This is a genomic window from Bradyrhizobium sp. 141 (assembly GCF_023074055.1).
GTDB lineage: Bacteria > Pseudomonadota > Alphaproteobacteria > Rhizobiales > Xanthobacteraceae > Bradyrhizobium.
Window position 1 is genome coordinate 1 of sequence record NZ_JADPKR010000051.1, and the last position, 5,128, is coordinate 5,128.

Genomic DNA, 5,128 nt, shown 5'->3' on the forward strand with positions numbered 1-5,128 from the left:
GATATCGACGACGGCAAGGTTCAGTTTCGCTGGAAAGATTATCGCAATGGCCACCGTCAAAAGACGATGACGCTTGGCGCTGACGAATTCATCCGTCGGATCCTGCTTCACGTACTTCCCGACGGGTTTCAACGTATTCGGTATTTCGGCTTCTTGGCCAATCGCTACCGCGCAGAGAAGCTCGCTCTGTGCCGGCAGCTCATGCAAATGTCGCCGTCAACGGCCACCCGCAGCATGGATTACAGAGATCGATATGAGGTACTCACGGGCGTTTCCCTGAAGACATGCCCGCTGTGTCGCTGTGGTACCATGGTGGTCATCGAAACTTTCGAATGCGCCGCCCATCGTGCGCCAATCATGGACACTTCATGACCGTCAACGACTACTCACCATCATGTCTCGGCCAACCCTGCGCGATCTCGCGAACGGGCAATTTCGCCCCGTGGGGCTTCACATCGCATTTCCAAGGCAATTCTGTTGCTCTTTGCTCGTGATCAGTACCTCCGATGCGTCATCGCGTCCGCTCAAGTCTCCTGTCCTCACCATTCGCGACCGCGTTTGCGGTCCCTTGCAACTCTTGGCCGCGTTACAATCCCCATAGCTGTGGCGCTGCCGTGCCCGGCGGTTTAGTCCAACACGTTTTTAGCCCACCAGCGCGGGTCGCACACTTGTGTTCAACCGCACCGCCGTGGCCGCGCCGCTGAGCTAAAAACGCTCTTCATTATGCGGAGCCTACGATTATGCGGAGTGCGCGGCCGCTCAATCCGAGACCCGCTTCGTTATCAACAGTTTAGTTCCTGGTGCCCTCTTCCTCACTCCGCATAATCTGAGGCCTCCCTTCCTGCCTTGATGGCAACGAGAGGGAGATAAGGAATGGCCAAGTCGAGTGAGAATCACTGCCACGGGCAGCGCTGCATGGACGCAGGCGATCTCGCCCCGCTGGTGACGGAGTTCGCACGACACCTGACGGTGTTGGGGCATACGAGCTTGACGGTGAGCGGCTATGACGCCGCAGCCCGTCATCTCGCGCAATGGCTGACGCTGGCCAAGATTGCAGTCGCCGACATCGATGATGGCGTCACCGATCGGTTCGCGCGGCATCGCTGTCGATGCCCCGGCATCCGTCGCGAGAAGGACGTGTCCGAGAAGTACGTGAGGCGGGTGCGCCGGTTCGTCGACTTTCTCGGCGAGCGCGGGATCGTCCAGCGCACGCCGAAGCTCGCATTACCAACGCTCGACCGGCGGGTGGTCGAGTTCCAGGATTGGCTGCGACAGCATCGCGGCGTCACAGAGCTGACAATAGATCGGCACGGTCGCATGGTCATGCGGCTGCTCCCGGCGCTTGGCATCAGGCCGCGAAGTTGGAAGGCCCAGCTCATTCGCGACGTGATCATTGCAGAGACGAAACGGGTCTCGCTCGCCTATGTCAAGACGATGACGATGGCGCTGAGAGGATATTTGCGGTTCCTCAGCGCGCGGGGTTTGTGCCGAGCGGGACTCGATCGGGCTGTGCCAATCATTCCGCAGTGGCGACTGTCGTCGCTGCCGCAATACATCCGCTCGTCAGATGTCGAGATGTTGATTGCAACGTGCGATCAGACCACGGCGACTGGCGTGCGTGATCGGGCGATCCTGCTGCTGTTGGCGCGACTGGGTTTGCGGGCCGGCGACATTCTTTCTCTTCGTCTCACCGATATTGATTGGCAACAAGCGACGCTATCGGTTCGTGGCAAGGGGCGCCGGGAAACGAGATTACCATTGCCGCAAGACGCCGGTGATGCCTTGCTCGCTTATCTGGATCAAGCCCGGCCGCACGTCGTCGGTGGTCGAATCTTCTTCATGTCGAATGCACCAATCCGGCCACTGACGAGGTCGAGCGCAGTCTCTGACGTTGTGCGTTGTGCAATACGAAAGGCCGGCATCACCGCTCCGTCGAATGGGGCCAACCTGCTTCGACACTCGGCCGCGACGGCCATGCTGCGGGGCGGCGCGACGCTCGACACGGTTGGTGCCGTGCTCCGCCACCGTTCGCCTGACATGACCGCGCACTATGCCAAAGTCGACGTGACGATGTTGCTGCAGATCACGCAGCCCTGGCCGGGAGATGCGTGATGCTGAGTCAATATCTGGCCAAATATGTGGACCAGCAGCGATCGCTGGGGTTCAAGTTCCGTGTCCAGCAAATCCTGCTGAGGGGCTACGTCGGCTTCGCCGAGGAGCGCGGCGACCGGCACATCAGAAGTGCCCGGGTCCTGGCATGGGCCGCACGAGCGCCGTCACCGGAGCAGCGCCGCAATCGGTTGCTTACCGTGCGGCGGTTCGCGCTGGCGATGCACGCCGAGAATCCGCGCCATCAGGTTCCGGCGGCGGATGCACTCGGCCACGCTGTCGTCAAGCGGCGACCGCCGTATATCTATAGTGCGGACGAGATCGCACGATTGCTTCGCGCTGTGGCGGCACTCCGGCCGGTAGGCTCGATCAGACCGACCATGTATGTAACGCTCCTCGGCCTGCTCACCGCTACCGGCATGCGGATCGCGGAAGCATTGGCGCTGCAGATCGACGATGTGACTGCCGATGGGCTCGTCGTCCGACAGACCAAGTTCCAGAAGAGCCGGCTGTTGCCGCTTCACGCAACAGCTCGGCTGGCGCTCGACAGATATCTGGTCGCCCGGCGGTCGCTGACCACCACAGATCGTGCTCTCTTCGTATCGGTTGCCGGACGGTCGCTGCCCTACAACACCGTGCGACGCATCTTCCTGCAACTCCTCGATAGTACCAATCTCAGGGGCGCGTACGCGGGGCGAGATCCGCGCATCCACGATCTGCGCCACACCTTCGCGGTCCGCTCGCTGGAGCAGTGCCGGCACGATCGTGCTGCGGTCGCCCGCCATATCGTGGCGCTCAGCACCTACCTCGGCCATGCCCACGTGACCGACACCTATTGGTACTTGCAGGCGACGCCGACCCTAATGGGCCAGATCGCCGAGGCCGGCGAGGCATTGCTCATTGGAGGCGCCGCATGACCGCGCTCGCCCCCTACCTGAGCAGCTTCCTGCGCGAGCACCTGCCCAAAGAACGCAGGGCGAGCCAGCATACCTGCGAGGCGTATGCCCAGAGCTTCCAGCTGTTGCTCCAATTTGCCGCCGGCCGGCTCAAGCTCAAGCCATCGAAGATCGAGATCGAACGGCTCGACGCGCCGCTGATCTTGGCATTCCTGGAGCATCTAGAGAAGCAGCGTGGCAACTCGGCGCGAACTCGCAATGCCCGGCTCGCTGCGATCAACTCGTTCTTCCGTTATCTGGAATACAGGGTGCCATCCTGCCTCGACCAATCACGTCGGATCCATGCGATCCCGATGAAGAAGACCGATCAGGCGCTCGTCGGCTATCTCACCCGTGACGAGCTGCAGGCTCTGTTAGACGCGCCAGACGCGAGCACCGTGTCCGGCATCCGTGATCGCGCCATGCTGCATCTGGCCTTCGCCGCAGGCATGCGCGTGTCGGAGCTGGTCGGCCTCCGGCTCGATCAGATCGACCGCCAGACCATGTCCAGCGTGCACATCATGGGCAAGGGCCGTCGTGAACGTGTCTTGCCGCTCTGGAAGGAGACGGCTGCAGCTGTGAAGGCTTGGCTCAAAGTGCGCCCAATCAGCGGCGCTCCTGAGCTGTTCTGCAACGCCCGTGCCCAGGCGATGACCCGCTCGGGCTTTGAATACATCCTGAGCAAGCATGTCGCCACCGCCGCTCGCAAGGCGCCGTCGATCGCCGGCAAAGGCGTCAGTCCGCACGTACTGCGCCATACCTGCGCCATGCATACGCTTCAGGCGACTCGGGACGTCCGGAAAGTCTCGCTGTGGCTCGGACACGCCAGCCTGCAAAGCACCGAGGTCTACCTTCGCGCCGATCCGACGGAGAAGCTCGAAGCGCTCGCCGCCATGTCGCCGCCGATGCTGACGCCCGGCCGCTTCCGGGCGCCCGACAAGCTCCTGGCCATGCTGAATGCGGCCGGACGCAAGCCGAATTATGCAGAGTGAGATATGCGAGAAGACCGCGGCGGGCACCAACTTCCCGCCGCGCACTCCGCATAATCGTGGGCTCCGCATAATTTCTGAAGTCCACAGGTTGGGTCGCAACGTAAATCGTGAGGCCCGCGGGTGGCGTCAGCATGAACGTGTCCGTCGCAGAGCCGTGAACACGTCACTTAGCACCCCAAGGCCAGGCGTCCCGCGTACCTCTACACGTGCACCCTGGAACTCGACCATAACAACAGCTGCTTCCCCCGATACGGAGGGCTCCGCAGCCGCAGGTAGCGACGATTCCGACACCAAAGGCACAAACGATAAGGTATCCGCCGAAGCCGGCAGCACCAACTGGCCCAAACGCGCTCGACGCCGCCAGTCATGCACCTGCTGGGGCCGGCAGCCATGGCGGCGGGCGACATCTGTGACAATCGCGCCCGGCTCGAAGCTTTCCGCGGCAATCTGTGCCTTCAAATCCTCCGGCCAGCGCTTTCGACCTGCGCCAGTATACACCTCGATACGCGGCGACGGTCGTCTTATGTCGTCCGAATGGTCGTCCATTGTGAGCACCCTTGCAGAAGATGACTCTTCTAACGGTGCTCCCAAGACCGCGCACAAACAATCTGAACGGCCGCGGCGCTACGCTTACGCTATAGAGCGTGGTCGTATTGCTCATGTTCGTGCTCTCATCACTCGCCTCCTTGGACAAAGCTCCGCCATCCGCTGGTCACGGATAATAACGGGGACAACTCATCTGAGCTAAAGCTAACTTACTCGGGCTCCATCCCGCTCACGCGGACGCGACCGCAACGGGGTTAAGGGTGCTCTGCGTCCCCAGGTCCCGACACGCATTGAGCCTATGACAAGACAATCTTCGCTAAAAGGGTTGTGGTAATCAACCTCCGTGGAACGGCCTCGCGTTTCACGTTGTAGATCGTAAGGGCAATCTGTGTCCTGCCCATGAAACGAAGCGGGTTTTGTTTCTGACGGCGAGCAATGTTTCCTGTACTAGGAGCCTGTCCAAGTAGTCGCTGGTCAAGCTGGGGCGAGTCTGATTCTTTGCGGGGCTATGAGCAAGGATTTTCGACTCTGGAAGATTGACGAGGC

The 5,128-nt window shown here is 61.3% G+C and carries 5 protein-coding genes; 4 read left to right on the top strand and 1 reads right to left on the bottom strand.

Annotated features, from left to right (window positions below; all coding sequences use genetic code 11):
* The 4 genes from IVA81_RS14390 to IVA81_RS14405 all read left to right on the top strand — a co-directional run.
* On the top strand, positions 1–372 hold a 372-nt coding region (locus IVA81_RS14390), incomplete at its 5' end, for a transposase (protein ID WP_247318958.1).
* Positions 373–873: 501 nt separating this feature from the next.
* Positions 874–2,112, top strand: coding sequence for a tyrosine-type recombinase/integrase (locus IVA81_RS14395; protein ID WP_247318961.1), 1,239 nt, complete (start codon positions 874–876; stop codon positions 2,110–2,112).
* Positions 2,112–3,026 (top strand): tyrosine-type recombinase/integrase, encoded by a 915-nt coding sequence (locus tag IVA81_RS14400; RefSeq protein ID WP_247318973.1) that lies wholly within the window; start codon positions 2,112–2,114, stop codon positions 3,024–3,026. The genes IVA81_RS14395 and IVA81_RS14400 overlap by 1 nt, the downstream gene beginning before the upstream one ends.
* Positions 3,023–4,036, top strand: a complete 1,014-nt coding sequence (locus IVA81_RS14405; protein ID WP_247318976.1) for a tyrosine-type recombinase/integrase — start codon at positions 3,023–3,025, stop codon at positions 4,034–4,036. The genes IVA81_RS14400 and IVA81_RS14405 overlap by 4 nt, the downstream gene beginning before the upstream one ends.
* A gap of 126 nt (positions 4,037–4,162) precedes the next feature.
* On the opposite strand, the gene IVA81_RS14410 is transcribed toward IVA81_RS14405, so the two are convergent.
* Positions 4,163–4,582: a transposase gene (locus IVA81_RS14410; RefSeq protein WP_247318978.1), complete on the bottom strand. Its 420-nt coding sequence runs from the start codon at positions 4,580–4,582 to the stop codon at positions 4,163–4,165.
* Between the last annotated feature and the right edge of the window lie 546 nt (positions 4,583–5,128).